A 26,056-nucleotide genomic window follows, 5' to 3' on the forward strand; every position below is an offset into this window, starting at 1 on the left:
GGGTGTGGGACGTAAAGCGCAGCAGTCCCACACCCCTGCCCCGCAGGACCGTCACCGCACCCGACAGCCCCGCGCAGCGGCAACGCCCGCCGCAGGCGCAACGGCGACAAAGCCGACAACGTCGGCACGGCACAGCGCAGCGGAAGGGCCGCAGGCGCAACGGCGAGAAAGCCCCACGGCGGGAAAGCCGAAAACGTGGGTGCGAAGCCAAAGCGCAGCGGAGCGGCGGGAAAGCCGAAAACGTGGGGCGGCGGCAAAGCGCAGCGGAAGGGCTCACCCCGCAGGAACACCGGCCTCCAGGTGAAGCGGACGCCCCTGTTCACGGGCGCGCAGCGCCCACCGCAGGCGGTTCCAGCGCACCGGTGGCAGCATTTTCTCGGCCTCGGCCTCGGTGGCGAAGCGCCAGTCGCGCAGTTCGGCGCCGGGCAGCAGCAGTTTGCTGATCCGGTCGTCGGTCAGGGTGCCGCCGTCGTAGAGCAGCCGAAGCCCCCCGAAGCCGGGCGGTTTGGGGGCTTCCCAGTCCAGCACCAGCAGCCGGGGCGCGCGGGGCAGTTCGATGCCGAGTTCCTCGGCGACCTCCCGTACGCCGGCGTGGGCGGGCGGCTCACCGCGTTCCACGATGCCGCCGGGGAATTCCCAGCCGGCCTTGTAGGTCGGGTCGACGAGCAGTACCCGATCCTGGTCGTCGAAGAGCAGGACACCGGCGGCGAGCGTCTCGGCGGTCGGTTCGGGTGTCTGCACGATGTCGCAGGCGCCGGCGCCGGTGCGTATCGCCTCGGCGACCTGCTCGGCGGTCTGCCGGGGCGTGAGCCGGGTGGTGTCCACGACATGCGCATCGCCCGTGAGCCACGGCAGCGCGTCGGCGTACGGACCCAGGTGATCCAGGCTCCAGCGGCGCACGGACGCGGTGGCCCCGGCGTGTGCCGGGGGCTCCTCGCGGCCGGCTATCCGGCTCCGCAGGATCGTTTCCTCCGCGTGCAGCAGGACGTGCCGTACGGGAATCCGGCGGGCGGCGAGGGAGCCGAAGATCTCGTCGCGGTACTCCTGGCGCAGCAGCGTCATCGGTGTCACCAGCGGGCCGGGCACCTCGGTGAGCAGTGCCGCGGCGGTGTCGACGACCATGCGCCGCCAGGCCGGCAGATCCTGATAGTCGTCGATGCCCTCGAACCGCTTGGCCGGCAGCATCAACCGCAGTCCGCTGCCGAGGAGTTCGGGGTCGTAGAGCGTGCTTCCGGGAAGCAGGTCGAGCAATTCATGAGCCGTAGTGGTCTTGCCCGCACCGAACGTGCCGTTCAGCCAGACGATCACGGTTTCCCCTCTTCCCTAGACCCAGGTGAGTTGCCCGCCACACCCTGCCACGGAAACGCTCGGAGGCACGGGCCGCGCGCACTACCGGGAACGTTGCACATTCGACCATCGACGCGGCCAGGGGTGTTTCCCGTACCCGAGGACACGCCGGTCGCGAAATGCCTCGCGGGGAGGATGCCGGTCACCGTATCCCCCGCCGCGAAGCCCCCGGCAAACAAGCGCTCCCCCGCCCCTCCAGTACCGAAACCCTCACCCGCACACCGGGTTCCCGGGCCGCTGCCGGCCCGGGAGACGTGCATATGACGGCGGCCTCCTGCGCGCCCGGTGGCCTGTTCCGCGTGCTGCGGTCCGCTACCCCTTGCTCGCGCCGAGGGTCAGTCCGGCGATGAAATGCCGCTGCAGGAGCAGGAAGACCACAATCGTGGGCAGCGCGACAAGGACGGAGCCCGCGGCGAGAAGGTTGTAGTCGGTGAAGAACTGGCCGCGCAGATTGTTCAGGGCCGAGGTGACGGGGAGTTTGTCGCCGTCGGAGAGGAAGACCAGGCCCCAGAGGAAGTCGTTGTACATCCAGGTGAATTGCAGGGTGCCCAGGGCCGCGAGCGCCGGACGGCACAGGGGAAGGGTGACCCGCCAGTACTGCGCCCAGACGCCGGCGCCGTCGACGATCGCGGCCTCCAGGATTTCCCGCGGCAGGGTGCGCATGAAATTGGCCAGCACGAAGACGCAGAAACCGAGTTGAAAGGCGATCTGCACGGCGATGACGGCCCAGAGGGAGTCGTACATCGTCAGGGAGTCGGACATCCAATAAGGCAGCGGAATCTTGTTGAACAGGACGTAGAGCGGGGTGACGATCACCTGCTGGGGCAACAGGTTTCCGGCAGTGAAGACCACCAGCAGGATGATGCCGCCGCGGATCCGCAGCCGGGAAACGGCGAACGCCACGAACGAGGCCAGGAAAAGGGTGAGCAGGACACCGGGGACGGCGATGATGAGCGAGTTGAGAAAGTACCTGCCCATGCCGGATTCGGCGAAGGCCTGGTGGTAGTAGTCGAAGGAGAGATGGCGCGGGAGGGAGAAATAGCCGTATGCCGCGGTCTCTTCATAGGGGCGCAGTGAGGCGTAGACGGCCAGCAGCAGCGGGGCGAGAAAGGCGAACGAGACGGCGGTCAGGAAGAGGTGGACGCCGAATCTGCCGCGGCGGCGGACCGGGGCCGGGGGCGTCGGTGCCGGCCGCACGGCGGGGGCCGCGGTGGCGGCGGGTGCGGTCATCGTTGCGGCTCCCCTCGGAGTTCCTGGACGAGATAGGTCACGATGAATCCCAGGGAGACCAGCAGCAGGACGACGGCGATGGCCGAGCCGAATCCGATCCGGCTCGCCTCCCCGATGATGTTGTCGGTGACCAGCACCGACAGCAGCTCCAGGCCGTTGCGGCCCTTGTTGACGGCGTAGACGATGTCGAAGGCGCGCAGCGATTCGATGACGGTGATGACGCCGACGATCACATTCACCGGGCGCAGGGTGGGCAGCACGACCCGGAAGAAGGTCTGCCGTTCCCCGGCGCCGTCGATCGCGGCAGCCTCTTTGAGGCCGGGGTCGACGGATTTCAGTCCGGCGAGATAGAGGATCATGACATAGCCGGTGTGCCGCCAGCAGGCGGCCAGCAGCACCATCCAGATATTCAGACCGGGATTTCCCAGCCAGTCGGTGGGATTCCGGCTGCCGATGACGGCGTTCAGAGCGCCCTGGTCCCGGGAGAGGATCAGCTGGGCGATAAAGCCGACGACGGCGAGCGAGAGCACCACCGGCATATAGAGCGTCGACTGGTAGAAGCGGCTGAAGCGGACACCGCGGTCGATGAGGACGGCGAGCAGCAGCCCGAAGGGGGCGGCGAGCAGTCCGAGGCAGGCCAGCCACAGCAGGTTGTGGCGGACCGCCGGCCAGAACTGCGGGTAGTTGGTGAAGAGGTTGTCGTAATTCTTCAGGCCGGCCCACCGGATGGCGCCGATGCCGTCCCAGGTGGTGAAGGACAGTCCGATGGAGGCAAGCGTCGGGCCCCAGATCAGGGCGAGGTCGAGCAGGATGGGTATCCCCAGCAGCACGCCGAGGACGACGAGGTCGCGGCGGGTGTGGCGCCGCGGACCCGGTCGTCGGGCGCGCCGTGCGCGGGTGTTCGGCACGGCGGTTCGCTCCCCGTCTTTCACAGCGGTCGTCTGACGGCGCTCACGTGGCGGAAAAGATCTGCTTCTTCTGGCGTTCGATGTCATTGACCAGACCGTCGATGTCATCCGGTCTGCTCAGGAACTGCTGGATCGCCTGGATCATCACCGTCGAGGCGAAATCGGGCCGGGTGTCGCGGTCCATGAACTGCGAAATCTGCTGGGCACCCGAGACGAGCTGGACGGCCTTCTTCTGCAGCGGGGTGTAGGCGGCGGTGTCCGCACCGCTGTTGACCGCGACGTTGTTGGGGTCGGACTTCAGATAGATGTCCTCCGCCCTGGGCGTCGCGAGGAATTTCAGCAGGTCCCTCGCTCCGTCCTTGTCCTTGGCTTTCTTCGACATCAGAAATCCGTCGATCGGTGCCTCGACTGCGTCCTGGCCGTGGGCGGGATCGATTTCCGGGAAGGGGAAGAAGTCCAGGTCCTCCCGGTCGGCGGCGCTGAACTGCTGGCCGGGGTGCGGCAGTCCGAGGACGGTCATTCCGGCTTTCTTCTGTGCGAGGGTCTGGGCGGCCTCCTGCCAGGTGCGGCCGTTGGCGCCCTTTTGGTGATAGGGCATCAGCCCGCGCCACAGGTCGAATACCTGCTTGACCTGCGGACTGTTCCAGGCCTTCTGGCCGCTCATCAGCGCGATATGGAAGTCATAGCCGTTGGCACGCATATTGAGGTAGTCGAAGGTGCCCATGGCCGGCCAGCCGTCCTTGTCGCCGAAGGCGAACGGCACCAGGCCGTCCTTCTGCATCTGCCTGGCCAGCGCCCGGTACTGGTCGAAGGTCTTGGGGATGTCGTACCCCTTCTCCCGGAACACGCTCTTCCGGTGGAAGACGGCCCACGGATAGTAGTAGTACGGCACCAGGTACTGCTTTCCGTCCAGCCCCGTCGACTGCTTCTTGAGCGCGGCGGAGAAGCCGTCGAAGCCCCGCCACAGATCGCTGATGTCGAAGAGCAGGCCCTTCTGTGCGAAGTACTGCATACGGTTTCCGGCGAACCACATGAAGACATCGTCGGGAGTGCCCTGAAGATAACGGTTGATGTTCTCCTGGAAGTTCTCGTGATTGACGGTGTTGACCTTCACCGTCTTCTTCGACTTCTTCTCGTAGGCCGTGAACGCCTCCGCAAAGGCCTTCTTCGGCACGGCATCCGAGGCATTCGAACCCATCGTGAGGCCATTCGGCCCGCTGCCACAGGCGGCGAGCAGGGACGGGAGGGCCACGGCCCCCGCGCCGAGCGCCGCGCCCCTCAGCAGCGTCCGGCGGGACATCCGATGTCCTGCCGCTTCCCCGTGCGTATCCAAGCCGCTGAACGTTGACGGGACCATGTCCCCCTCCTCAGGGGTGGAACCAAACAGAACCGAACGCGAGTGGTGGGATCTCACTCCGAACGGCAGGCCGCGTCAAGGGTTTTGGCAGGCGAAGCAGGAACCGTTACCGCTCCTCTTCCAACAGACTCCAACAAGCCCTACCGTAAACACTCGCACGCGACCGGTACACGACCCCACTCACCTCTCGCGAAGACGGAGGACGCGAACCATGCGCGTTCATATCCGCACCATCCACCGGCGAGGTCACCGAAGAATCGTCGGAGCGCTGTCCGCCGCACTGCTGTGCACGGCAGGGGTGACCGCCCTGCCCGCCGCCGCCCGTACGCCCGACGCCCCGGGAGCCGGCACCGCCCGCACCGCCCCCGCACCCCGGCTCCCCGGCGGGCTCGCCGCCACGCCCCCGATGGGCTTCAACAACTGGAACTCCACCCACTGCCGGGCGGAGTTCAACGAGGAGATGGTCAAGGGCATCGCCGACCTCTTCGTCGCCAAGGGCCTCAAGGACGCCGGCTACCGGTACGTCAATCTCGACGACTGCTGGGCGCTGCCCGCACGCGACGGGAACGGCAAGCTCGTGCCGGATCCCCAGCGCTTCCCGCACGGCATCAAGGCGGTGGCCGACTATGTCCACTCCAAGGGACTGAAATTCGGCATCTACACGAGCGCCGGCATCAAAACCTGCAACCCGGCCGGATTCCCCGGCGGACTGGGCCATGAGAAGTCCGACGCCCAGCAGTTCGCCGACTGGGGCGTGGACTACCTCAAGTACGACAACTGCAATAACCTCGGTGTGGACGCCAAGCAGCGGTACCGCACGATGCGGGACGCGCTGGAGGCCACCGGGCGGCCCATCGTCTACAGCATCTGCGAATGGGGCGAGAACAAGCCCTGGGAGTGGGCGTCGGACGTAGGGCACCTGTGGCGCACGACGGGCGACATCAGTGACTCGTGGTCGAGCATGCTCGAGATCGCGAAGCAGAATCTGCCGCTCGCCCCGCACGCCGGCCCCGGGCACTGGAACGACCCGGACATGCTGGAAGTCGGCAACGGCGGCATGACGGACACCGAGTACCGCAGCCACTTCTCCCTGTGGTCGATGATGGCCGCCCCGCTGCTGATCGGCTCCGATCTGCGCAAGGCCACCCCGGAGACGTTCGACATCCTGGCCAACAAGGACCTCATCGCCGTCGACCAGGACCCGCTGGGCAAGCAGGCCACGGTGCTGAAGTCCGAGTCCGGCCGCTGGACGCTGGTGCGGCAACTGGCCGACGGCGGGCGGGCGGTGGCGCTGTTCAACGAGACCGGACAGCCCCAGCGGATCACCACCACCGCCAAGGACCTGGGCCTCCCGCAGGCCGCCGGCTACCGGCTGCGCGATCTGTGGCGGCATCAGGACACCCACACCACCGGCACCGTCTCCGCGACCGTCCCGGCGCACGGCACCACGGTCTACCGCATCTCCGCAGACCGCCGCTGGGCCGGCTATCCGCCCGCCGTCGAGACCGGCACCGACCGTACGCCGCTGGTCGAGGCGGGCACCCCCGCCGGCCTCCGCTCGACCGTCCGCAACCTGGGCGGCACCGCCGCCGAGAATGTCGCCGTCACGCTGAAGGCCCCGCGGGGCTGGCAGGTCAGGTCCACCTCCCCGGCGAGGGTCCGCGCACTGCCCGGCGGCAGAACGCTCACCACCGGCTGGCGGATCACCGCACCGGCCGGTACCGCGCCCGGGACCTACGACCTGCCGCTCACCGCCGCTTATCGCTCACCGCGCGGCGAGCGGATCACCGCCACACTGCCCGGCACCGCCCATGTCGTGGTACCCCCGCCGTCCGGGACCGCATACGCCGCCGAACTCCCCTGGCTCACCGCCACCAACGGCTGGGGCCCGGTCGAGAAGAACACCAGCGTCGGGGAGCGCGAGGCCGGCGACGGCAGACCGATCAGCATCGGCGGTACCGGCTTCGCGAAGGGCCTCGGGGTCCATGCCCCCAGCGAGGTGAGCTTCTACACCGGCGGACGGTGCTCCGTGTTCACCGCCCAGGCCGGCATCGACGACGAGTCCGGTGACCGGGGATCGGTGGGCTTCGAGGTGTGGGCCGACGGCAAACGGGTCGCCGCGAGCCCCACGGTGACCGGGTCGGATACCGCCAAGGCGATCAGCGCCCCGGTCGCCGGAGCGCAGACCGTCCGGCTCGTGGTGACCGACGGCGGGGACGGCATCGACTACGACCACGCCGACTGGGCGGACGCCAAGTTCCAGTGCTGAACACCAACTTCCGCTGATGCCAGATGCGTTGATGGTGCCGGGCGGGCCCTCGGTCCGCCCGGCACCCGGCATCCGGGATCCGGTGCCCAGCACCCGGTACCCGGCAGGGACGTCAGCCAGTGGGCAGCCCCGGGTACCGGCCGGTCGCCCGCGCCGCCCCGCTCACGCTCCCCCGGTGTCACCGTCGCCGGCCGCCCTGACGCCGCCCGCAACCGTGCCCGTACGCCGCACCTGCACACCACGGCGTCCCTCGTGGTCGGCACAACAGACCAGGGGCGCCCAGGGCCTGTGGTGGTGTCAGGGCGTGGGGACGAAGGCATCGGGACGGGATCGCTGCCCGGCGACAGCGGCGGCGCCCACCACCCCCGCATCCGTCCCCATTTGGGCGGGTACGACCGTCAGGCCCGACACGAACGACAGCGTCGCATAGTCGCGCAGGGCCGCACGCAAGGGGGCGAAGAGGATGTCTCCGGCGCCCGCCACGCCCCCGCCGATGACCGCGATATCGATCTCCACGAGCGTGGCGGTGGCGGCGATTCCGGCGGCCAGCGCCTGCGCGGCCCGCTCGAAGGAGCGTATGGCGACCGGGTCACCGGCGTGTGCGGCCGCGGCGACGGCGGCCGCGCTGGTGTCACCGTCGGGGCCGGGCTGCCAGCCGTTGGCGAGCGCCCGGCGGGCGATGTTGGGGCCGCTGGCGATCCGCTCGACACAGCCACGGGCCCCGCACGGGCAGGGATCCCCGTCGACGTCGACGCTGATGTGACCGATGTGCCCGGCGTTCCCCGTGGGGCCCGGGTGCAGCCGGCCGTTGAGGACGAGTCCGCCGCCGACGCCGGTGGAGACCACCATGCACAGCGCATTGGCGTGACCGCGCGCGGCGCCCTGCCAGTGCTCGGCCGCGGTCATCGCGACACCGTCGCCGACCAGCACGACCGGGCGCTCCCCGACGAGGGCCCGTACTCCGGCGACGAGCGGGAAGTCGCGCCAGCCGGGGATGTTGACCGGACTGACGGTGCCGGCCGACGCGTCCACCGGGCCGGCACTGCCGATGCCGACGGCCGCCACCCGCGCCCAGCCGGGACCCGCGGCCAGTTCGGCGACCACCTCGGCCACCGCACGCATCACCGTCGCCCCGTCCTTGTCGGCCGGGGTGGGCCGGGCGGCCCGTGCGACCAGTCTGCCGCGGGCGTCCACCAGAGCGCCGGCGATCTTGGTGCCGCCAATGTCCAGCGCTGCGCTGAGGTCCGTCTGCATCGGTGTGGAATCTCCTGGTGGGCCCGGGGGCCGAGCGTACCGGCCCGGCGTGAGAACGCCAGTCTTCCTGCGATTGACAACGTTGTCTAGAGGCTATGCTCGACGCCACACCTGACGCCGACAGAATCAGGACCGCACACCGTGACCGACACCGCGCGGGGCACCTCCCGCCGCTATGGCACCCGGCCCACGATGAAGGATGTCGCGGCGCGCGCCGGGGTCGGCCTCAAGACGGTCTCCCGCGTGGTCAACGGCGAGGCGGGCGTCACCCCGGACACCGAACGACGCGTCCAGGAGGCCATCACCGCCCTGGGGTTCCGCCGCAACGACTCCGCCCGGACCCTGCGCAAGGGGCGTACGGCCAGCATCGGCCTGGTGCTGGAGGATCTCGCCGACCCGTTCTACGGCCCGCTCAACCGCGCCGTCGAGGAAATCGCCCGCGACCACGGCGCCCTCCTGATCAACGGCTCCAGCGCCGAGGACCCGGCCCGCGAACAGGAGTTGGTGCTCGCGCTGTGCGCACGGCGGGTGGACGGGCTGGTCATCATCCCGGCCGCCGACGACCACCGCTACCTGGAACCGGAGATCGCGGCCGGGATAGCCACCGTGTTCGTGGACCGCCCGCCGGGCCGGATCGACGCGGACGTCGTGGTCAGCGACAACTCCGGTGGCTCCCGGGACGCGGTGGCCCATCTCATTGCCCACGGCCACCGCCGGATCGGCTTCATCGGTGACCAGCTGCGGATCCACACCGCGCGCGAGCGGCTGCACGGATATCGCACCGCAATGGCCGCCGCGGGCCTGTCCGTCGACGACTCCTGGGTGTCGCTGGGTTCCACCGCCCCCGACCGGGTGCGCGCCGCGGCCACCGCCATGCTGGACGCCCCCGAGCCGGTCACCGCGCTCTTCGCGGGCAACAACCGGGTCACCGTCACCGCCGTCCGCATTCTCGGCGAACGCCCGCGCCCGGTCGCGCTGGTGGGCTTCGACGACTTCGAGCTGGCCGATCTCGTCCGGCCCGCGATCACGGTCGTCGCCCAGGACCCGGCAGCCATGGGCCGGACGGCCGCCGGGCTGCTCTTCCGGCGCCTGGAGGGCATCGAGGACCCGCCGCAGCGCAGGGTGATCCCCACCCGCCTGATCGCCCGCGGCTCGGGCGAGATCCCCCCGCCACAGGGCTGAACTCCCCGCCGGCCGGGCGCCGGACGCACCTGGCGGCCGCGGCCCCCGGGCCGGCTGGTCACCGGTCCTCGCGGCGAGGGGCGCCCCGGCGGCCGGCCTTCTTCGGGAGCAAGACCGTGCCCGGCGCGAGCACGATCAGCGCGACGATCACGAGGGCGCCCTCGAGCGCGGCGCCGCCCCGCTCTCAGGCCGTGGCTGCCGGGCGGCCCGCGAGTGCGTCGAGGTCGGCGCGGGTGAGTCCGGCCAGACGGGCGACCTCGGCGGTGTCCACCGCGCCGCAGTCCAGACCGCGCAGCAGATAGCCGCTGAGGGCCCTGGCGGTGGCAGGCTCGTCCATGACCTCGCCGCCGGCCTTGGCGACATAGGCGGCGAGCCGGGCCGCGGCCTGCTCCAGACCCTCGCGGTAGAAGGTGTAGACCGCCGCGTAACGGGTGGGCAGATGGCCCGGGTGCATGTCCCAGCCCTGGTAGTAGGCGCGGGCCAGCGAGCGGCGGACCAGGCCGTGGTGCAGCCGCCAGGCGGCGTGCACCCGGTCCGTCGGCCCGACCGGCAGGACGTTGGTCGAGCCGTCGGAGAGGCGGACGCCGGTGCCCGCGGCGGCGACCTGCATCACGGCCTTGGCGTGGTCGGCCACCGGATGGTCGAGGGACTGGTGGGCGGCGCTGACGCCGCAGGAGGCGCTGTAGTCGAAGGTCCCGTAGTGCAGGGACGTGGCGCGGCCCTCGGCGGCCTCGATCATGCGGGCGACGGTGGCGCGGCCGTCGGCGCCCAGGATCGACTGGGTGGTCTCGATCTGGATCTCGAAACCGATCCGGCCGCTCTCCAGCCCGTGCGTCTTCTCGAAGGCCTCCAGCAGCCGGACCATGGCGGTGACCTGCTCGGCGTAGGTCACCTTGGGGAGCGTCAGCACCAGGCCGCCGGGCAGGCCGCCGGCCGCCATGAGGCCGGTGAGGAAGATGTCGAGGGTGCGGATTCCGCGGTCGCGGACGGCGGCTTCCATGCACTTCATCCGGATGCCCGTGTACGGAGCCACGGTGCCTCCGCCGGCCTCCGGCCGGGAGGTGCCCCCACCGTACGCGGCGGCGACCAGGGCGGCGGCACGGGCCGCGGCCTCGTCCTCCTCGGCGTCCGGGCGGGGGCCGTAGCCGTCCTCGAAGTCGATGCGCAGATCCTCGACGGGCTCGCGGGTCAGCTTGGCGCGGACGCGGTCGTGGACCTCGGCGGCGAGTGCATCGGGGATACCGAGGACGGCGGCGAGCGCCCCGGCGTCGGGGGCGTGTGCGTCGAGCGCGGCGAGGGCCTGGTCGCCCCAGGAGCGCACGGTGCCGGCGGCGAAGACGTCGCCGGGGACGTAGACCGTGTGGACCGGCTGGCGGGTGCCGGGGTCGCCCGGGTAGCGCCGCGCCAGATCCGCGTCCACCTGGGCGAGCGCGGCTCCGATTCCCTTGCGTACGGTGTCCGCGAGGCTCGTCGCCACGGTCTCCTGCTGCCCCATCCGATACCCTCCCGGTGCGCACGCCCGCCGATCGAGCGATTTCCGCTTAACGGAATCAACAATCCGTATAGCGAAGTTAACGGTGTCGGTTTACCGAGGTCAACACCCTTCCCCGGAGCGGTGCAGGTCACGGACGTACGGCCGGACTCCGGAAACTCCGTGGCGGGTACCCCACCGCACCGTCAGACTCGCCCTCATGACTTGGATCGCACCCGCAATCGAACGCAGAGAACTCCCGACCGTGGCCGGCGAACGGGAGATGCTGCAAGGCTGGCTCGACTTCCACCGTGACACCCTGCTCGCCAAGTGCACGGGGCTGACACCCGACCAGCTCGTCGGCGCGAGCGCCGCACCGTCCACCCTCACGCTGCTCGGCCTGGTACGCCACATGACGGAGGTCGAACGCGCCTGGTTCAGGGTGCGCTTCCTCGGCCAGCGGCTCGGCCCTCTCTACTTCACCGAGGACCACCCGGACGCCGATTTCGACGACGCCGACCCGGCCGCCGCCGAGAGCGATTTCGCGGCCTTCCGTGCCGAGATCGAGTCCTGTGACAAGGCCGTGGCGGAGCGCGGGCTGGACGAGACCTTCTCCGCGCGACGGGGGCGCACCCTGAGCCTGCGCTGGATCTACGTCCACATGATCGAGGAGTACGCCCGGCACAACGGCCATGCGGACCTGCTGCGCGAGCGGATCGACGGCGTGACGGGCGACTGACAGCGCGGCACGACCGTCCGTGCCGCGACACGCACGAGGCCCCGTACGCGCGGCGCGTACGGGGCCTCGTGCGTGGGCCGGAGGCGGGCTCCGGCGAGCCCGGTGGTCTCAGCCCTTGCGGGTCTTGACCTCGTCGGTGAGGGCCGGGACGACGTCGAAGAGGTCGCCCACCACGCCGTAGTCGACCAGGTCGAAGATCGGCGCCTCGGCGTCCTTGTTGATGGCGACGATCGTCTTCGAGGTCTGCATACCGGCACGGTGCTGGATCGCGCCGGAGATACCCGCCGCGACGTACAGCTGCGGGGAGACCGACTTGCCGGTCTGGCCGACCTGGTTGGTGTGCGGGTACCAGCCGGCGTCCACCGCGGCACGCGAGGCACCGACGGCCGCACCGAGCGAGTCGGCGAGCGCCTCGATGACCGGGAAGTTCTCGGCACCGTTGACGCCACGGCCGCCGGAGACCACGATCGCGGCCTCGGTCAGCTCCGGGCGGCCGGTCGACTCGCGCGGGGTACGCGAGACGATCTTGGTGCCCTTGGAGGAGTCGGCAACGGTCACCGCGAGCTGCTCGACGGTGCCGGCGGCCGGGGCGGCCTCCGGGGCGGCGGAGTTGGGCTTCACGGTGATGACCGGAGTGCCCTTGGTGATACGGGACTTGGTGGTGTACGAGGCCGCGAAGACGGACTGGGTGGCCACCGGGCCCTCGTCGCCGGCCTCGACGTCGACGGCGTCGGTGATGATGCCGGAGCCGATGCGCAGCGCGAGTCGGGCACCGATCTCCTTGCCCTCGGCGGAGGACGGCAGCAGCACGGCGGCCGGGGAGACCGCGTCATGGGCCGCCTGCAGCGCGTCGACCTTGGGGGCGACGAGGTACTCGGCGAACTCGGGAGCGTCGGCGGCCAGCACCTTGACGGCGCCGTGCGCACCGAGGATCTTCGCGGCGGCCTCGGCGTTCGCGCCGAGGTGCACGGCTACCGGCTCGCCGATGCGGCGCGCGAGGGCGAGCAGTTCGAGGGTGGGCTTGCGGACGGCACCGTCCACGTGGTCGACGTAGACAAGGACTTCAGCCATGGGATGTTCTCCTGCGGGAAGAATGAGGGCGGTGGAAAGGGCTGCGGCTCAGATGAACTTCTGGCCCGCGAGGAACTCGGCGAGCTGCTTGCCGCCCTCGCCCTCGTCCTTGACGATCGTGCCCGCGGTGCGGGCCGGACGCTCGGTGGCGCCGTCGACCTTGGTCCAGGCGCCCTCGAGGCCGACCTCGTCCGCCTCGATCTCCAGGTCCTCCAGGTCCAGGGACTCCACCGGCTTCTTCTTGGCGGCCATGATGCCCTTGAAGGAGGGGTAACGCGCCTCGCCCGACTGGTCGGTGACGGACACGACGGCGGGCAGCGCGGCCTCCAGCTGCTCGCTGGCGGTGTCGCCGTCGCGGCGGCCGGTGACCTTGCCATCGGCGACCGAAACCTCGGAGAGCTGGGTGACCTGAGGGATGTTCAGCCGCTCGGCGAGCAGCGCCGGCAGCACGCCCATCGTGCCGTCGGTGGAGGCCATACCGCAGACGACGAGGTCGTATCCGGTCTTCTCGATGGCCTTGGCGAGAACGAGGGAGGTGCCGAGCGCGTCGGTGCCGTGCAGGTCGTCGTCCTCGACGTGGACGGCCTTGTCGGCGCCCATCGACAGCGCCTTGCGCAGCGCGTCGTTGGCGTCCTCGGGGCCGACGGTGAGGACCGTGATCTCCGCGTCGTCGGCGGCTTCCTTGATCTGCAGGGCCTGCTCGACGGCGTACTCGTCCAGCTCCGAGAGCAGACCGTCCACATCGTCACGGTCGACGGTCAGGTCCTCGGCGAAGTGCCGGTCGCCGGTGGCGTCGGGCACGTACTTCACACAGACAACGATCCTCAGGCTCACGCCGGCTCTCCTACCTGCTTCGTCTCTTCAGAACTGCCTTGTGCTGGCAGCATAGGCGCCTGTTGGGGCGGCTCCCGGTCGGTTGCGGTTCCCCACGCCGACCGTCATATTACTCGCCAGTACATCGACTCTTCTGCCCCGAATCAAGGCCGCCGAAATGTGACCTTGCCAACGACCTTGACCGGGAACGACGCAGACCGGCCCTCAGTCGCGCAAGGCGCGGAAACCGCCCTGGTGATACAGCAGCGGCCGGCCCTGTCCCGCGGGGTCGCCGACGACGGGCTGGGCGATCACGATGCGGTGGTCGCCGGCCGGCACCCGCGACACGACCTTGCACACCAGCCAGGCCAGTACACCGTCCAGGAGGGGTACCCCCTCGGGGCCGGAACGCCAGGAGGTGGCGGGGCCGAAGCGGTCGGCGCCGCTGCGCGCGAACGTGGCGGCCAGTTCCTGCTGGTGCTCGCCGAGTATGTGGACGCCGACGTGCCCGGCCCGGGAGATGGCAGGCCAGCTGGAGGCGCCGGTGCCGATACCGAACGAGAGCAGCGGCGGGTCGGCGGCGACGGAGGTGAGGGAGGTGGCGGTGAAGCCCACGGGGCGGGAGCCGTGCGCGGTGATCACCGCGACGCCGGCGGCGTGCTGCCGGAAGACCGAACGCAGCAGCTCGGGGGAGGCGGTAACAGGCGTTCCGAGGCCGGGCGAGGCCGTCATGGAGTTGTCCTTCTGCTGTGGTGTACGAGCCCGTGCGGAGCCGCCGACGGCCGTCCGGCGGCCGGCAGCAATGGTGTCGTCGCTGCTCACGCGCCCGGACAGCGGGCGCTGGCAGTCCGCAGAAGGTCGACGTGGGCACGTCCGTGGAGAAGGGTTCCTGGCCGCATCACGTCAGAGTGACGATCCGTGACCCACAGCGTCAAGGGGCGCCTGGCATCTGGGAGATCAATCACGAACGGCCGCACCCAGCGCCGCGATGACATCGGCCTTGCGGGGCTGCCCACAGGCCCGGCGCACGATCGCGCCGTCCGCGTCGAGCACCAGCACGGTCGGGGTGCGCAGCACCGCCAGCTCCCGTACGAGGTCCAGATGGTCCTCCGCGTCGATCTCGACATGGGTCACCCCGTCGACCATGCCGGCGACCTCGGCGAGGGTGCGCCGGGTGGCGCGGCAGGGCTGGCAGAAGGCGCTGGAGAACTGCAGCAGGGTGGCCCGCTCCCCCAGCTCCGCCCCGATCTCGGCGGCGCCCAGCCGCGCGCCGTCGTCCCGCTCGTGCACCGTCGGTCTCCCCTTCCGGCGTGGGTCCCCGCCGCACGCGCTCGTCGCCACGAGCGCCGCGGGGCACACCATGCGTTCCCGTCATCGACGGATGCAGCGTTCGCAGGGCCGCAAAGATTCCCGGACCGGGCCGGACGGGGTGGACCGGGCCGGGCCGCGGGGCGTGCGCGGCTCTCCGCACCGGCGGGGCCCGAGGACGTTCCCGGGGTGCGCGAGGTACGGTCCGCTGTGGGGAGCGGCCGGCCGAACCGGTCTCCACGTGACGAGAATCTCCTGGTCCTGGCGGCCGACGCGCTGGCCGCCACGGCCGACATCGGGCACGATCTCCCGAAAGTCGCAGTTACGGCTGCGTAGGTTTCCGCCGGGAGAACCCTCCCCAGGCGTGGAAAAGGGGTCCTCCGGACAATGGCAGAGCTCGTCTATCCGCCGGTGATCGGCGCCGCCCGCACCCTCTTCAAGGCGCTCGATCTGAAATTCGACATCGCCGGGACGGATCACATTCCGCGCCGCGGCGGGGCGGTTCTGGTGAGCAATCACATCGGGTACCTGGACTTCGTCTTCGCCGGACTGACGGCGCGGCCGGCCAAGCGGCTGGTGCGCTTCATGGCGAAGGAGGCGGTGTTCCGGCACAAGGTGTCGGGGCCGCTGATGCGCGCGATGAAGCACATCCCGGTGGACCGCGCCCAGGGGATACACGCCTACAAGCACGCGCTGTCCGCGCTGCGATCCGGCGAGATCATCGGGGTCTTCCCCGAGGCGACGATCTCCGAGTCCTTCACCCTGAAGACCTTCAAGTCGGGTGCGGCACGGATGGCCCAGGAGGCCGGCGTACCGCTGCTCCCGGTGGCACTGTGGGGCACCCAGCGGCTGTGGACCAAGGGCCACAAGCGCGATCTGGGCCGCAACCACCTCCCGATAACGATCCGGGTGGGCGAGCCGATGGAGGCCGATCCGGCCGAGCAGGCCGAGACGGTCACCGACCGGCTGCGGGCCCGGGTGCAGGATCTGCTGGAGGCCGCCCAGCGCGCCTACCCCGTACGCCCCAAGGACCCCGAGGACACCTGGTGGATCCCGGCGCACCTCGGCGGCACCGCGCCCGCCGCGCCCGGGACGGTCGGCTGACGGACCCGGAGGGGCCGTGGGCGCGCCGTCGCGGTCGCGGCGGCGCCGCCCCACGGCGGCCGGTCCGGCGGCGCCGCGCACGGCTCTCACGGGGTCCAGATGTCGCCGATCTCGATACGGGCATCCGGACAGGCCCGGTGCAGCGCCTCGGCCAGCTCGTTGCCCGCGGCCGTCAGCGCGTCGAGCGTCATGGGGGCCATCCGCTCCAGCAGGAAGAGGGCGCTGACCGAGTCCTCGGTGAGGCGGGTGCGTACGCCCTGGCGCCAGTTCCAGCGGCGGCAGGTGACGCCCTCGTCGTCGCACCAGACCACCTCGCCCGCGTCCGGGTGCTCGACGGCCTCGGCGCCGCCGGCCGCGGTCACGAACGGCTCCTCGCCGGTGGCCCGTACGAGCCGCATACCGCCCTGGATACGGTCCAGGTCCTCGCCCCCGACGGGGATGAGGTGGGCGACACTGAGGGCGTTGTAGAGATCGACGAGGCGGTTGATACGCGGCAGGCCGCCGTCCGCGAGCGCACGCCTGGCCAGCGCCTCGGCGGAGTTGCGGGTGCGCGACGGCTTGCTGCCGAATGCCGTGTACGCGGCGCGCCAGGCGGCGATGTGCGGGTCGTCCTGCGGGGCACGTCCGTCGAGACGCGCGGTGAGGCGGCGGGTGGCCTCGTCCAGGAGCACCCCGCCGGCCTCATCGCTGGGCCCGTTGGTCAGTCCGCGGGCTTCGACGGCGAGGTAGCCGAAGCCGGGCGCCAGGGTGCGCACCTCGTCGGAGACATACAGCGGACGGGTCATGCCGAAGAGGCGCGAAGAGCTGGGCATCGGGGCCGTTCCTCAGAGGTCGGTGGGGAGCGTCTGCCAGAGGTGAGGCCGGTCGACAGCCTCCCGGAGGCATTGGAGCACGACCGGATGCGGTTCAGCAAACAGCACCGGGAGGTCCATTTCGTTGCACTCGGGCCGGACGGGAAAGGCGAGCTGTTCGCGGTCGAGGCGGAACTGCGCGTCGACCCCGGGCTTGTTGCCCCGTGGATCCTGCCGCGCCCAGCGCTCCTCGCCGGGCAGCTTGACGGCGATCAGCCCGTGGAGGACGTCGAACTTCTGGTAGCACAGCCCGGCGGGGATGCCCTGTGCGCGCAGCAGGGCCACGAGGGCGTGCGCCTTGGCGTAGCAGATGCCGGTGCGCTGCGCGAGGACATCCGAGGCGCGCCAGGTGACCCGCGGATCGCCCGCGTCCCCGCTGTGCGGGATGGCGTCGCGGACGAATTCGAAGGCGGCCTTGGCGTATGCGTATGCACCCGGGGTATTGCGGGAGAGCGTCGCCGCGGTGGCCCGGACCCGCGGATGCTCGTGATCGATGACCTCATCCGCGGCCAAGTAGGCAAAGATTCCCGGGGTGTTCTGGATCAGCTCCATGGCCGGGGAGCGTAGCGATGCGCCCGGCCGAGAGTCAATGACTTTTCGGCCGAGCGCATAGCTATTCAAGATATGAGGCGTGCTCTTCGGCGCTAGCGGGTGATCTCCTCACGGAGCGCGGCGAGGAATCCGTCGACGTCCTCCTCGGTGGTGTCGAACGCACACATCCAGCGCACCACACCGGCCGGCTCGTCCCAGAAGTAGAAGCGGTAGCGCTTCTGCAGCCGCTCGCTGACATCGTGCGGAAGCCGCGCGAACACCGCGTTGGACTGCACGGGGTAGAGGATCTCCACTCCGCCGGTCTCCCGCACCCCGGCCGCCAGCCGCTGCGCCATGGTGTTGGCGTGCCGGGCGTTGCGCAGCCACAGGTCCTTGGCGAGCAGTGCCTCCAACTGGACGGAGACGAAGCGCATCTTGGAGGCCAGCTGCATGGACAGCTTGCGCAGATGCTTCATCGCCCGCACCCGGTCGGGATTGAGCACGACCACGGCCTCACCGAAGACCGCACCGTTCTTCGTGCCGCCGTAGGAGAGGATGTCGACGCCCACGGCGTTGGTGAAGGCCCGCATCGGGACATCGAGCGTCGCCGCCGCGTTGGCTATCCGCGAACCGTCGAGATGCACCACCATGTTGCGCTCGTGGGCGTGTTCGCAGATCGCCCGGACCTCGTCGGGCGTGTAGACCGTGCCGAGCTCCGTGCTCTGGGTGATCGAGACGACCTGCGGCATGGCGCGGTGCTCGTCGTCCCAGCCGTACGCCTCGCGGTCGATCAGCTCAGGGGTCAGCTTGCCGTCCTCGGTGGGCACGGTCAGCAGCTTGAGCCCGCCGACCCGCTCGGGCGCACCGCACTCGTCGACGTGGATGTGCGCGGAGTCGGCGGCGATCACCGCGCCCCAGCGGTCGGTCACGGCCTGCAGGGCGACGACATTGGCGCCGGTGCCGTTGAACACCGGGAACGCCTCGGCGCGCTGCCCGAAATGGCTGCGGAAGACCCGCTGGAGGTGCGCGGTGTAGTCGTCCTCGCCATAGGCGACCTGATGGCCGCCGTTGGCAAGGGCGAGCGCGGCGAGCACCTCGGGGTGGGCGCCCGCGTAGTTGTCGCTGGCGAAGCCGCGTATCTCGGGGTCGTGGTGCTGCCGGGCGTCGGTCTTCGCTCCGGTCACGGCTCGGGGGTCAGCCACAGACGCTGTCCGTTCACTTCCTGGGCGGGCCGGCTCCAGACCCCGGCGATGGCCTCGGCCAGCTCCGTGACATCCGTGAAGCCCGCAAACTTGGCGTTCGGTCGCTCGGCGCGCATCTGGTCGTTGACGAGCGCCTTCACGATCAGGATGGCAGCCGCGGCGCGCGGTCCCTGCTCACCCCCCGACTTGCGGAAGCCGTCCGCCATGGCGAGCGTCCAGGCCTCGGCGGCGGCCTTGGAGGCGGCGTAGGCGGCATTGCCCCCGGTGGGCTTGCCGGCGCCGGCCGCGCTGATGAGGAGGAAGCGGCCGTTGCCGCTGCGTTCGAGGGCTTCGTTGAAGGCGAGCGAGGTGTGCTGGACGGTGCGGATCAGCAGCTTGTGCAGCATGTCCCAGTCCGCGAGGTCGGTCTCCGCGAAGGTCGAGGAGCCGCGCCAGCCGCCGACGAGGTGCACCAGGCCGTCGATGCGGCCGAATTCCTTCTCGGTACGGGCCGCCCATTCACGGGTCTGGTCGAGGTCGAGAAGATCGACGGTGTCCCCTATCACCGTGGCGCCGCCATGCGCATAGCGCGCCGCGTCCACGGCTTCCGCCAGCCGCTCGGCGTGGGAATCCGAGCCGACCACCACCGCACCTGCTTCGGCCAGTCGCAGCAGGGTCGCCCGGCCGGCCGGACCGGCCGCGCCCGCCACCGCGATGACCGCACCCTCCAGCGGCCCCTGGCCGCCCGTCGAAGTCACCATCTCCGTCGCCTCCTCGTTCTGCTCCTGGACGGCCTTCGGCCGGGTGTTCCGGTCGGTCTTCATGCCGCCGCCAATTCATCGCTGTGGGCCGTGATGCCCTTGGTGGATGCGATCACAGCGCGCAGCTTCTTGGCGAGCGCCTCGTAGAACATGCTCAGCGGGAACTCGTCGGGGAGCACGTCGTCCACGAGTTTGCGCGGCGGCTGGTCGAGGTCGAGAGCGTCGGGACCCTTGGCCCAGACCGAGCCCGGGTGCGGGGCGAGGTAGGTCGAGACGAGGTCGTACGCGGCGAACCAGTGGACCAGCTTCGGCCGGTCGATGCCGTCGCGGTAGAGCTTTTCGATCTCGCCGCACAGCTGGTTGGTGACCTTGGGCGCCCGCTCCCAGTCGATGTGCAGTGTGTTGTCCGTCCAGCGTACGACGTCGTGCTGGTGGAGGTACGCGAAGAGCAGCTGTCCGCCCAGGCCGTCGTAGTTGCGGACGCGGTCGCCGGTGACCGGGAACCGGAACATCCGGTCGAAGATCACCGCGAACTGGACGTCGTGGGCCTGGGAGTACCCCTCGGCCTCCAGCTTCACGGCCTCCTTGAAGGCGGTGAGGTCGCAGCGCAGCTCCTCCAGCCCGTACATCCAGAACGGCTGGCGCTGCTTGATCATGAACGGGTCGAACGGCAGGTCACCGTGGCTGTGGGTGCGGTCGTGCACCATGTCCCACAGGACGAACGCCTCCTGGCAGCGCTCCTGGTCGGCGAGCATCTCGCGAATGTCCGCGGGGAGTTCGACACCGAGCGTCTCGATGGCGGCCGCGCTGACCCGGCGGAAGCGGGCGGCCTCGCGGTCGCAGAAGATCCCGCCCCAGCTGAACCGCGCGGGGGCCTCGCGCACGGCGATGGTCTCCGGGAAGAGCACGGCGGAGTGGGTGTCGTAGCCGGCCGTGAAGTCCTCGAAGGTGATGCCGCAGAAGAGGGCGTTGTCGTAGCGGGTGCGCTCCAGCTCGGCGAGCCACTCCGGCCAGACCATCCGCAGGACGACGGCCTCGAAGTTGCGGTCCAGGTTGCCGTTCTGGGTGTACATGGGGAACAGCACGAGGTGCTGGAGGCCGTCGGCGCGCTGCCGGGCGGGCTGGAAGGCGAGGAGGGAGTCCAGGAAGTCCGGCACCCCGAAGCCGCCGTCGGCCCAGCGACGCAGGTCGGTGACGAGCGCCTGGTGGTAGGCGGCGTTGTGCGGCAGCAGCGGGGCGAGCTCCTCGACGGCCGCCGTCATCCGGCCGGCCTCCGCGCGGACGGCATCGGCGGTGGGCGCACCCTCCGCCTCCAGGTCTATGGATCCGTCCTTGGACTGCCAGGGGCGGATCGTCTCGACCGCGTCCTTGAGTACGGGCCACGCGGGGTGCCCGACCACACTCTCTGCGGTCGCGGTGGCCTCCCGGACACCCACAGGCGAAAGAATTTCCGTCATGACTGCCCTCCGGCGGTAGATCGTGTTGTCAGGACACGGTAACCAGCCGAGGATCGCCCGCTCAAGTGGGTAATTGAAAATTATTCTGTCGACACCCCGCGATCACGCGGAATTTTCCTGTCGGAGACGGCTTGGACAACACTTCCTGCCAGTAGCGCCAAGGGATTCCGCGCTTCCTCCAGGACCGCGAGGGCGGGCCCCGCCCCGCACGCCCTGTGGCATATGCCATACGACGACGGCGGCAGGCCGTCCCGCACCGGCACCCCGCGGCCCACCGTCAGCGCCGCGGGGACTCGCCCACGCGTGGGTGAGACGGTCTGAACCCGGATATGGCGGGTACCCGTACTGGACACACCGCGGTCCCGTCCGGCAGCCCGTTTTCCGCCGGTCGCTCCCGTTAGGCTGTGCGCCGTTTCGTAGCGCCGTTGCCGACAGCAGACGGTCGACACTTGTACAGAGCCGACAACAGCACCGAGCCGACAGAAGCGAGGCAGCCTTGTCCTTTCTCACCATCGGACACCGCGGGATCATGGGCGTGGAGCCGGAGAACACCCTCCGGTCCTTCGTGCGCGCCGAGCACGAGGGCCTCGATGTCATCGAACTGGATCTGCATCTGAGCAAGGACGGCGCGCTCGTGGTGATGCACGACGCGGACGTGGACCGGACCACCGACGGCGCCGGGCCGATCTCCGAGCGCACTCTCGCCGAACTCCGCGAACTCGATGCCGGCCGGGGCGAGCGGATCCCCGTCTTCGAGGAGGTCGTGGCGGCGGTCAAGGCACCGCTGCAGGCCGAGATCAAGGACGTGGCGGCCGCGCAGGCGCTGGCCGAGGTGATGCGCTCACGCGATCTGACCGGCCGGGTCGATGTCATCTCCTTCCACGACGAGGCGCTGGCCGCGATCCGCACCCTGCTGCCCGGCGTGCGCACCGCACTGGTCGCCAGCCGATACGGCGCCGATGTCGTCGACCGGGCGCAGGCCGTCGGCGCGACGATGCTTTCGCTGAACATCCGCCGGCTCACCCTGGAACTGGTCGAGCGCGCGCATGCCGCACATCTGAAGGTCGTGGGCTGGACGGTCAACACCCACGATCAGCTGCGCCTCGCGCGCGGGCTCGGTCTGGACGGTGTGGTGACCGACCAGCCGGAGATCCGGCGGGCGGTCCGCTTCACGGCATGAGGCGGGGCCCGGCGGGATGAGCGGCCGCCCCGCAGGCCGGCCGGGCGGCGTGCGGGGCGGCGCGCAGCCGGCGGCGTAGGGTCTCCTGCCATGGTGCACGTACTGAGCAGCAGGGTGCTGTTGCGGCCGTCCGACCCCGAGCGGTCGCGGGCGTTCTACGGCGAGGCGCTGGGGCTGGAGATCTACCGGGAGTTCGGCACGGGTCCCGAGCGCGGCACGGTCTACTTCCTCGGCGGCGGCTTTCTGGAGGTCTCCGGCCGCGCCACGGCTCCGGCCGCGGAAACCCTCCAGCTGTGGCTCCAGGTGGCGGACGCGGCAGCGGCACACCAGGAGTTGCGGGCCCACGGGGTGGCGGTGCTGCGGCCGCCCGTACAGGAGCCGTGGGGGCTCATCGAGATGTGGATCGCCGATCCGGACGGCCATCGGATCGTGCTGACCGAGGTACCGGCGGACCACCCGCTGCGCTACCGGCCCTGAGGAACCTCCCGCCCGGCGTCCGTCGGGCGCAAGGCCGTGTCAAAGGGGGACGCACCAGCCGCGGGTCCTGGTCTCGGGCGGGCCGGCTCTCGGGCTCTCCCGCTCTCCCCCTCCCTCCCTCTCCCCCTCTCCGGCTCTCGGGCGGGCCGGCTCTCGGCGACGGCCGGGGCACGGCTGTTCGCCGGCGTCACGTCCGCCGTTCCCGCACACCGTCCGCGCTCCCCCGCCGTGCGTCCGTGCGCTCCCGTGTGCCGGGCGCCGGGCGGGCATTCTGCACCCGATCCGTGCGGCAGGCGGTACTCGGGGAGGTGCGCCGTGCACGAACCACCGTTGGTCGGCTGGCTGCTGGTGCTGCTGTGCGCCGCGGCCGGGACGTACTGCCTCGTCCGGCCCCGTACCGGCCTGGCGGCGTACCGGGCGGATGCCCGCGGCGAGGGGCTGATGGCGCTGGGCATGGCGGCGATGGCGCTGCCCGCGTCCGCCGTGACACCGCCTCAGTGGTCACCGTGGTTGTTCACCGCGCTCTTCGGGGTGGCCGGCGTAGGGGCACTGGTGCGGCGGCATCTGCATCATGCGGTCGGCGCGTTCGCCATGGTGTACATGGCGCTCGCGATGGCCCTGCCGTCGGAGCATCTCAACCCGGCGGGCCTGACGGGCTCGGCGGGCCTGACGGGCTCGATGAGTTCCATGGAGCCGACGGGGCCAATGAGCTCGATGAGTCCGATGAGTTCCATGGGTGCGATGGAGCACGCCGGACCGGGCGGAGTGCCGCTGTTGACGGGCCTGTTGCTGGCCTACTACACGGTGTATGTGATCGCCGCCGGAGTCCGGCTGGCGCCGGCGGTCGTACGGACGGCGGGCTCCGTGCGGGAGGGGACGGTGGCGGAAGGGCCGGCGGACGCCGGGCCGTCCGGGGTGCTGCGGGCCTGCCGGGTGGCGATGGGCATCGGCATGCTGGCGATGCTGCTGACGGTGTGAGCTGCGGCGACGCCGTGCGTACGGCTCCGTGCGGCCGGCACACACGGGCAGCGGCCCACACCCACGGCAAGGGTGGCATACGTCACATCCCGCGCCTGGCCGTACCAACGGGTAGTCGTGCGCTCATAGGCTGACGCCATGATGGTCCCTCTCGCGCTGATGATGCTCGGCGCGCTGGCCGCGGCAATGGCGCCACGGCTGATGGCCCGTTCCGACTGGCCCGACCGTGAACCGGTCCTCGCCCTGTGGGTATGGCAGTGCGTGGTGGCCGGTGTTCTGCTGTGCTGTGTGCTCGCGATGTCGCTGAGCGCGGCCGCCGCCTGGGAAGCCGTCCGCAGCCCGGTGTTCGGCTTCGCCCCCCGGGTGGTCGTCGAGGCGTATGCGCTCAAGGCGTACGGGCCGTGGGCCGGGGTGCTGGCCCTGCTTCTGGCGGGCGGGGGCGCCTGGACGGCCGTCGCGCTGACCCGTGAGGTGCGGGCGGCGCGCGCCCGCCGCCGGCAGCGGCGGGCCGAACTTCTGCTCCGCGCACCGCTGCTGCCCGGCGAGGAGCCCCTCGGGGAGCGCCTGGTCGTCCTGGAGGGCGACCGCCCGGAAGCCTGGCGGCTGCGGCACTCCTCGCCCCAACTGGTCGTCACCACCTCGGCGTTGCAGCGGCTGAAGGGGCGTCAGCTCGATGCGCTGATCGCACACGAGCAGGGCCATGCGCGGGCCCGGCACGATCTGCTGCTGTACAGCGCCTCGGCGCTCGCCGCCGGCTTTCCGCAGATCCCGGTCTTCGCCGCGTTCCGTGATCAGGTGCACCGGCTGGTCGAACTCGCCGCCGACGATGTGGCCTCGCGCCGGTTCGGGCGGCTGACGATCGCCCTGGCGCTGGTCGGACTCAACGAGGACCGCGGGGTGTTCGGGCCCTGCCCCAGCCAACTCGCCGAGGTGCCACAGCGGGTGGACCGGCTGCTGTCCCCCGCGCCCCGCTTCACCACCGGCCGCCGGCTCCGGATGACGGCGGTGGCGACGCTGGTGCCGGCCGTGCCGTTGCTGGTCACCTTCATCCCGGGGCTGCGGGCACTGACGTAGCGCGGTCCCCTCGCCCGGGGCGCCGGACATCGGCGAGGATCGGTCCATGCCCTCGACACCGCTCCCCGCCACCCGCACCTCCACCGGGCACGACGACAGCCGCCCGGTCGCCGCCCCTCTTCTCCCCACCCTCCCCTGCGCCCTGCTGTGCACCCTCTTCTTCGGCCTGTTGCTCACCCTCGTCGTGGTGCGCTGGGGCCCCTTGATGTCTTGGGACACCACCCTCTCCGGCGCACTGCACCGGACCGCCGTCGCCGCGCCCGGCTGGACCCGCCTCAACCGGGTGCTCACCGACTGGGTGTGGGACCCGTGGACGATGCGCGCGGTGCTCACGGTGGCGGTCTGTCTGCTCCTGCGGCGTGGTGAACGGCGGCTCGCGCTCTGGGTGGCGGCCACCGCGCTCGCCGGTACGGGACTACAGCAGGCGGTGAAGGCGCTGGTGGGCAGGGACCGCCCCGTCTGGCCGGATCCGGTGGACTCCGCGAGCTATGCGGCCTTCCCCTCCGGGCATGCGCTGTCCGCGCTGGTCGCGGGTGCCCTGGTGCTGTGGGTGCTGCGACAGGCCGGGGCGCGCCCGCTGTGGCGGTGGACGGCCCGGACGGTGGTCGCGGTCTCGGTCGTCGGTGTCGGCTTCACCCGGGTGTATCTGGGCGTGCACTGGCCCTCGGACGTCGTCGGCGGCTGGCTGCTGGGCGGGGCCCTGGTGGCCGGGTCGACTGCGGTGTACACCGCGTACGCGTCCCGACGGGATCGGGGCGCCACGCGGCGGGCAGGATGACGGTCATGACGGTGATCAAGGGCGTGCCGTTCGACTTCTCCGGAACCCTGCTGCGTATCGAGTCCGCCGAGTCCCGGCTGCGCGCGGTGCCGGCCGCGTCCGGCACGGCCATGGACGACCTGGTGGACTGAGAAGCCGGGGCGCGGGTCCTTCACGGACAGCGAATCCAGTCGTTCAGGCCTCCTTGTCAGCGAACCTGGTCGCTCTTCGGCCCGATGCCTTTGATCCTGGTCGGAGTTCCGTCCGGGGCGAACGAGTGGTGGAAGGTGAAGGCGTGCGGCGCGGAGCCGTGGTCGTGGAGGTGCTCCAGCCTGGAAACCCCGTCCTGCCAGGTGGGTATCACGCCCTCGGAGACCCACCAGCACACGTAATTTGGGCGCTCTGTCCTCTCGAACCAGTCATCACGCCTGTTCAGCGCCTCACGGTGCAGACCGGTGTAGACGGCGTCGAAGGCGGGGCGCAGGTCGGTCCAGAGTGAGAGGGTCGCGGCCAGGGCGGTGGTTTCCCGCGTATGGCCCTTGCCATACCAAGTCGGTACGGCGAACTCTCCCCATGCACCCCAGTCCGCCTCGAAGAGCACGCCCCGGTCACCGTCTGCCGCTTCAGCACGTGCGAGGTATCCGGGGTGCTGACTGATCTTCCGTTGAAGTGCTCTCCCGGCTGAAGCCGGGAGATTCCTGCTTACCTTGCGGCAGCGGGCTCGACGCGCTTCGCGCGCCTGACGACTGCCCTCCC

Annotated in this window: 25 protein-coding genes and 1 pseudogene; 10 read left to right on the forward strand and 16 right to left on the reverse strand. The window is 70.7% G+C overall.

The window, feature by feature from the left end; all coding sequences use genetic code 11:
- Positions 1-273: 273 nt before the first annotated feature.
- The 4 genes from ACWGJY_RS34490 to ACWGJY_RS34505 form a co-directional block, all read right to left on the reverse strand.
- The gene (locus ACWGJY_RS34490; RefSeq protein WP_453264826.1) at positions 274-1,308 is read right to left on the reverse strand and encodes an NUDIX domain-containing protein; all 1,035 of its coding nucleotides are present in this window, start codon (positions 1,306-1,308) and stop codon (positions 274-276) included.
- Positions 1,309-1,659: 351 nt separating this feature from the next.
- The gene (locus ACWGJY_RS34495; RefSeq protein WP_453264827.1) at positions 1,660-2,577 is read right to left on the reverse strand and encodes a carbohydrate ABC transporter permease; all 918 of its coding nucleotides are present in this window, start codon (positions 2,575-2,577) and stop codon (positions 1,660-1,662) included.
- Positions 2,574-3,485, reverse strand: a complete 912-nt coding sequence (locus ACWGJY_RS34500; protein ID WP_453264828.1) for a carbohydrate ABC transporter permease — start codon at positions 3,483-3,485, stop codon at positions 2,574-2,576. Before ACWGJY_RS34500 ends, ACWGJY_RS34495 begins: the two co-directional genes overlap by 4 nt.
- Before the next feature lie 43 nt (positions 3,486-3,528).
- Positions 3,529-4,785 carry an ABC transporter substrate-binding protein gene (locus ACWGJY_RS34505; protein WP_453264829.1) on the reverse strand — a complete coding sequence of 419 codons (1,257 nt, stop codon included), beginning with the start codon at positions 4,783-4,785 and terminating at the stop codon, positions 3,529-3,531.
- A 268-nt stretch (positions 4,786-5,053) separates the two neighbouring features.
- Between ACWGJY_RS34505 and ACWGJY_RS34510 the strand changes: the two genes are divergently transcribed.
- Positions 5,054-7,111 (forward strand): NPCBM/NEW2 domain-containing protein, encoded by a 2,058-nt coding sequence (locus ACWGJY_RS34510; protein WP_453264830.1) that lies wholly within the window; start codon positions 5,054-5,056, stop codon positions 7,109-7,111.
- A gap of 297 nt (positions 7,112-7,408) precedes the next feature.
- Here ACWGJY_RS34510 and ACWGJY_RS34515 read toward each other — a convergent pair whose 3' ends face one another.
- Positions 7,409-8,365, reverse strand: a complete 957-nt coding sequence (locus tag ACWGJY_RS34515; protein WP_453264831.1) for an ROK family protein — start codon at positions 8,363-8,365, stop codon at positions 7,409-7,411.
- Positions 8,366-8,506: 141 nt separating this feature from the next.
- Between ACWGJY_RS34515 and ACWGJY_RS34520 the strand changes: the two genes are divergently transcribed.
- The gene (locus ACWGJY_RS34520; protein WP_453264832.1) at positions 8,507-9,547 is read left to right on the forward strand and encodes a LacI family DNA-binding transcriptional regulator; all 1,041 of its coding nucleotides are present in this window, start codon (positions 8,507-8,509) and stop codon (positions 9,545-9,547) included.
- A gap of 184 nt (positions 9,548-9,731) precedes the next feature.
- On the opposite strand, the gene ACWGJY_RS34525 is transcribed toward ACWGJY_RS34520, so the two are convergent.
- On the reverse strand, positions 9,732-11,042 hold the full coding sequence (locus ACWGJY_RS34525; protein ID WP_453264833.1) for a DUF6986 family protein: 1,311 nt from the start codon (positions 11,040-11,042) through the stop codon (positions 9,732-9,734).
- A gap of 196 nt (positions 11,043-11,238) precedes the next feature.
- On the opposite strand from ACWGJY_RS34525, the gene ACWGJY_RS34530 reads away from it, so the two are divergent.
- A complete protein-coding gene (locus tag ACWGJY_RS34530; RefSeq protein WP_453264834.1) occupies positions 11,239-11,757 on the forward strand; it encodes a DinB family protein in 519 nt (172 codons plus the stop codon).
- A gap of 108 nt (positions 11,758-11,865) precedes the next feature.
- Here ACWGJY_RS34530 and ACWGJY_RS34535 read toward each other — a convergent pair whose 3' ends face one another.
- From ACWGJY_RS34535 to ACWGJY_RS34550, 4 genes are all read right to left on the reverse strand, one after another.
- Entirely contained in the window at positions 11,866-12,828 is a 963-nt protein-coding gene (locus tag ACWGJY_RS34535) for an electron transfer flavoprotein subunit alpha/FixB family protein (protein ID WP_453264835.1), read from the reverse strand.
- 48 nt (positions 12,829-12,876) lie between these two features.
- The gene (locus tag ACWGJY_RS34540; RefSeq protein ID WP_453264836.1) at positions 12,877-13,662 is read right to left on the reverse strand and encodes an electron transfer flavoprotein subunit beta/FixA family protein; all 786 of its coding nucleotides are present in this window, start codon (positions 13,660-13,662) and stop codon (positions 12,877-12,879) included.
- A gap of 204 nt (positions 13,663-13,866) precedes the next feature.
- Positions 13,867-14,373 (reverse strand): flavin reductase family protein, encoded by a 507-nt coding sequence (locus tag ACWGJY_RS34545; protein ID WP_453264849.1) that lies wholly within the window; start codon positions 14,371-14,373, stop codon positions 13,867-13,869.
- A gap of 225 nt (positions 14,374-14,598) precedes the next feature.
- Complete coding sequence (locus tag ACWGJY_RS34550; RefSeq protein WP_453264837.1) at positions 14,599-15,003, reverse strand: TlpA family protein disulfide reductase; 405 nt, start codon at positions 15,001-15,003, stop codon at positions 14,599-14,601.
- A 333-nt stretch (positions 15,004-15,336) separates the two neighbouring features.
- Here ACWGJY_RS34550 and ACWGJY_RS34555 point away from each other — a divergent pair, with 333 nt between their 5' ends.
- On the forward strand, positions 15,337-16,053 hold the full coding sequence (locus ACWGJY_RS34555; protein WP_453264838.1) for a lysophospholipid acyltransferase family protein: 717 nt from the start codon (positions 15,337-15,339) through the stop codon (positions 16,051-16,053).
- 86 nt (positions 16,054-16,139) lie between these two features.
- Here ACWGJY_RS34555 and ACWGJY_RS34560 read toward each other — a convergent pair whose 3' ends face one another.
- The 5 genes from ACWGJY_RS34560 to ACWGJY_RS34580 all read right to left on the reverse strand — a co-directional run bounded on the left by ACWGJY_RS34560 (position 16,140) and on the right by ACWGJY_RS34580 (position 20,834).
- Entirely contained in the window at positions 16,140-16,838 is a 699-nt protein-coding gene (locus ACWGJY_RS34560) for a B3/B4 domain-containing protein (RefSeq protein WP_453264850.1), read from the reverse strand.
- A 39-nt stretch (positions 16,839-16,877) separates the two neighbouring features.
- Positions 16,878-17,456 carry a transglutaminase-like domain-containing protein gene (locus ACWGJY_RS34565; protein ID WP_453264839.1) on the reverse strand — a complete coding sequence of 193 codons (579 nt, stop codon included), beginning with the start codon at positions 17,454-17,456 and terminating at the stop codon, positions 16,878-16,880.
- Positions 17,457-17,548: 92 nt separating this feature from the next.
- Positions 17,549-18,619 (reverse strand): threonine aldolase family protein, encoded by a 1,071-nt coding sequence (locus ACWGJY_RS34570; RefSeq protein ID WP_453264840.1) that lies wholly within the window; start codon positions 18,617-18,619, stop codon positions 17,549-17,551.
- On the reverse strand, positions 18,616-19,440 hold the full coding sequence (locus ACWGJY_RS34575) for an SDR family NAD(P)-dependent oxidoreductase (protein WP_453264841.1): 825 nt from the start codon (positions 19,438-19,440) through the stop codon (positions 18,616-18,618). The genes ACWGJY_RS34570 and ACWGJY_RS34575 overlap by 4 nt, the downstream gene beginning before the upstream one ends.
- A complete protein-coding gene (locus ACWGJY_RS34580) occupies positions 19,437-20,834 on the reverse strand; it encodes a DUF6421 family protein (RefSeq protein WP_453264842.1) in 1,398 nt (465 codons plus the stop codon). The genes ACWGJY_RS34575 and ACWGJY_RS34580 overlap by 4 nt, the downstream gene beginning before the upstream one ends.
- Positions 20,835-21,330: 496 nt before the next feature.
- Between ACWGJY_RS34580 and ACWGJY_RS34585 the strand changes: the two genes are divergently transcribed.
- The 6 genes from ACWGJY_RS34585 to ACWGJY_RS34610 all read left to right on the forward strand — a co-directional run bounded on the left by ACWGJY_RS34585 (position 21,331) and on the right by ACWGJY_RS34610 (position 25,452).
- Positions 21,331-22,014 (forward strand): glycerophosphodiester phosphodiesterase, encoded by a 684-nt coding sequence (locus ACWGJY_RS34585; protein ID WP_453264843.1) that lies wholly within the window; start codon positions 21,331-21,333, stop codon positions 22,012-22,014.
- A gap of 90 nt (positions 22,015-22,104) precedes the next feature.
- On the forward strand, positions 22,105-22,491 hold the full coding sequence (locus ACWGJY_RS34590; RefSeq protein ID WP_453264844.1) for a VOC family protein: 387 nt from the start codon (positions 22,105-22,107) through the stop codon (positions 22,489-22,491).
- 315 nt (positions 22,492-22,806) lie between these two features.
- Complete coding sequence (locus ACWGJY_RS34595) at positions 22,807-23,469, forward strand: DUF5134 domain-containing protein (RefSeq protein WP_453264845.1); 663 nt, start codon at positions 22,807-22,809, stop codon at positions 23,467-23,469.
- Between the two features lie 138 nt (positions 23,470-23,607).
- Complete coding sequence (locus ACWGJY_RS34600) at positions 23,608-24,543, forward strand: M56 family metallopeptidase (protein WP_453264846.1); 936 nt, start codon at positions 23,608-23,610, stop codon at positions 24,541-24,543.
- Between the two features lie 46 nt (positions 24,544-24,589).
- Entirely contained in the window at positions 24,590-25,321 is a 732-nt protein-coding gene (locus ACWGJY_RS34605) for a phosphatase PAP2 family protein (protein WP_453264847.1), read from the forward strand.
- 5 nt (positions 25,322-25,326) lie between these two features.
- Complete coding sequence (locus ACWGJY_RS34610; protein WP_453264848.1) at positions 25,327-25,452, forward strand: hypothetical protein; 126 nt, start codon at positions 25,327-25,329, stop codon at positions 25,450-25,452.
- 56 nt (positions 25,453-25,508) lie between these two features.
- Here the strand turns inward: ACWGJY_RS34610 and ACWGJY_RS34615 are convergent.
- Positions 25,509-25,979, reverse strand: a pseudogene (locus ACWGJY_RS34615) (DUF3291 domain-containing protein); the annotation flags it as partial.
- Positions 25,980-26,056 lie beyond the last annotated feature (77 nt).

Source organism: Streptomyces sp. NPDC054765 (genome assembly GCF_053612065.1).